The following is a 2,619-nucleotide window of genomic DNA, read 5'->3' as shown; positions in this document are numbered from 1 at the left end:
GGCACGAGCCCATGCGGCGCATCCGAAGCATCCACTCATCCCGATTGCGCTCCAACGCGATCCCCTGGGAGATCGTAAACACGTTCTTAGGCGCCTGCATGCCGGCGGTGCGTGCCGGCACGTCCCTCCAAGCGATACCCGCCGCGATCAGGCGCAGCAGGCATCCGGTGCCGACGCAGCCGACGATGCTGCAGGCCGCACGGCCGCAACCCCACCCAGCACACGCCGCCACCACGACGCCGAGACACGGGCGGCGCGGGTGGCGCGGCCGGTGCTGCCCTCCAGCCCGGTCAGGCGGTATTGCAAGCGATGGCCGGAGAGGGGCTCCACCACGGCGTGCTGGCCCGTTGCAACCCACAGCGTCTGGCCCGCATGAAGGAACACATCGCCCGCAGCCTGCTGGCCGCGCACGCTGTGGGGGCCATCGGCCAACGTCACCCATGCACTCCCTTCGGTGATGCGCAAGGCCGTGGGCGCACGCGGAATGAGGCTGAGCGCGCCACCGGCGGCGAGGGTGCACACGCGGGGTGCGTCGGGGTTGGCGCTGCTGTTGGTGTTGGCGGCGGCGTGGAAAGCAGCGGAAGGCGTGGAAGTCGAGGCGTTGGTCATGGCATTCTCCGGGTTAACCCTGTGTTGGTCTCTATGGTGCGCGGGCCGCAGCGCGGCGTCCAATGAAAAGCACGGCACCGATTGATGCTTTTCCTGCAATGGTGAAAGGAATCGTCGGCACGGCCCGCCGCTGCTCAGCCAGCCCGTTGCAGCCGCGGACCACCGAGCCTGCGCATGCCGAACCGCGCCAGGCCCACCAGCAGCCGGCCAGTGGCCTGCCCGGTCTGCCCCACCGACTGGCCCAGGGCGCGGCCGCACTGGCCGAGCGCGGCCCACAGGTCGCGCAGCGGCACCCGCACGCTGCATTCCCACTCGCTGGCGGCCGAGGGCACGGGGCGCCATTCGGCGTCCCAGCGGAAGGCGAGGTCGCCCGCCTGCGCAAAGGCGGCTGCATCGGCAGCGGCAGCCGGTGCGTCTGCGTGGCCGTCGGCGGCTGCGGACGCATGGGGACCCGCATGAGGCCCCCCCATGTGAGGGGCCGGGCCGCTCCAGGCCTCCATCACCAGGTGCTGCCCGCCCGGGATGCGCAGGCGCTCACCGGCCTGCAGCACCTGGTCGGGCACACCGGCGGGCGCCGCGCCGCGCAGGGGGCTCACCGTCACCCAGGCCCGGCCACGGGCCACCTCCAGCACGCCCGGCTCGCGCGTTCGCAGCGACAGTGCCTGCCCTGCCGCCAGCTTCCAGCAACCCGCGGTGGCGCGGCCCGCCGTGCGGGCGGGTGCGTGGGGCTGGGACACCGGGGTGTTGCGGGCGGACATGAGAGGCTCCTTGGACAGGTTGCAGTGCAATCAGGGGGTGATCGACGAGCCTGAATGGTGCGCCCGGCGCAACGCAGCGTCCAATGAAAACGCAGTAAGCTATTCATTCCGCCCACGCATGAATCCCCACCGCAACGGACCCCGCCATGGCCTCTGCCGACCACGCCCCTCCTGTCTTGCGCACCCGCCCCGTGGCCACCGGGCACTGGCGCGCGTTCCTGGCCGTGGCCCGGCACCTCAACTTCCGTGCGGCGGCCGATGAGCTGGCGCTGACCCAGTCGGCCGTGAGCCGCCAGATCCAGGCGCTGGAGGACGAGATCGGCGTGCCGCTGTTCCTGCGCCACACCCGCGCGGTGGAGCTGACGAGCGCGGGCGCCCAGCTGCAGCGCGCCGTGGCCCCGGCGCTGGAACGCATGGACGCCGCCGTGCGGCAGGTGCGGCAGACGGCCGGGCGCCGCAGCGTGGCCATCACCACCTGGGCCAGCTTTGCGTCAATGTGGCTGATCCCACGCATGGAGGAGTTCCAGCGCGACAACCCGGGCATCGACATCCGCATCGACGCGAGCGACGTGCAGGTGGACCTGGACACCTCGGACGTGGACCTGGCGCTGCGCTACGCCATGCCCGCCAGCGCCGCCCAGAGCGGCGGCGTGCGCCTGTTCGGCGAGCAACTGGCGGTGGTGGGCAGCCCCTGGCTGCTCAAGAGCGGCAAGCCGCTGCGCGAGCCGGGCGACGTGGCGCGCTTCACGCTGATCGAGGCGGGCGACGCGCACCGCACGCACTATCTGCAATACCTCAGCTGGCGCCGGTGGTTCGACACACGCGGACTCACCAAGCTGCAGCCCGAGCGCTGGCTGTATTTCAACTACGCCCACCAGATCGTTCAGGCCGCGCTGGCCGGCCAGGGCCTGGCGCTGGCCCGCATGCCGCTGATCGCCGACGCGCTGGCGGCCGGCGACCTGGTGGAGGCCCTGCCCGGCCACCGCATCGACTCGCCCCTGTCGTACTGGCTGGTGGTGGGCCCGCGCAGCGGCCAGCGCCCCGAGATCAAGGCGTTCTGCGCCTGGCTGCAGTTGCAGGCCGAGGCCACGCGCCAGGCGATCGGCGATGTGCCCGACCCGGACCTGGACGACCGGCTGGATCTGGAGGCATAGAAAAAAAGCGCGGCCCGCGAGGGCAGCGCTTTAATTTTGATAGCTGCAAACGCTTTACTATCAAGCGCCAGGGACCCTCTGCACGAATCACCGCGCCG

At 71.4% G+C, this 2,619-nt stretch carries 3 protein-coding genes; 1 reads left to right on the top strand and 2 read right to left on the bottom strand.

Annotated elements, in window-relative coordinates; genetic code table 11:
- Positions 1 to 147: 147 nt before the first annotated feature.
- Positions 148 to 609: a DUF2917 domain-containing protein gene (locus tag ACOQFS_RS10175; protein ID WP_421562763.1), complete on the bottom strand. Its 462-nt coding sequence runs from the start codon at positions 607 to 609 to the stop codon at positions 148 to 150.
- 134 nt (positions 610 to 743) lie between these two features.
- Complete coding sequence (locus ACOQFS_RS10170) at positions 744 to 1,367, bottom strand: DUF2917 domain-containing protein (RefSeq protein WP_421562762.1); 624 nt, start codon at positions 1,365 to 1,367, stop codon at positions 744 to 746.
- Between the two features lie 146 nt (positions 1,368 to 1,513).
- Here ACOQFS_RS10170 and ACOQFS_RS10165 point away from each other — a divergent pair, with 146 nt between their 5' ends.
- Positions 1,514 to 2,521 (top strand): LysR substrate-binding domain-containing protein, encoded by a 1,008-nt coding sequence (locus ACOQFS_RS10165; RefSeq protein ID WP_421562761.1) that lies wholly within the window; start codon positions 1,514 to 1,516, stop codon positions 2,519 to 2,521.
- Positions 2,522 to 2,619: the final 98 nt, after the last annotated feature.

It is taken from the genome of Paracidovorax sp. MALMAid1276 (assembly GCF_049198005.1).
In the GTDB taxonomy this organism is placed as follows: domain Bacteria; phylum Pseudomonadota; class Gammaproteobacteria; order Burkholderiales; family Burkholderiaceae_C; genus Acidovorax.
Note: the sequence above shows the minus strand (reverse complement) of the source record. Positions and strands in the feature narration are given on the sequence as shown.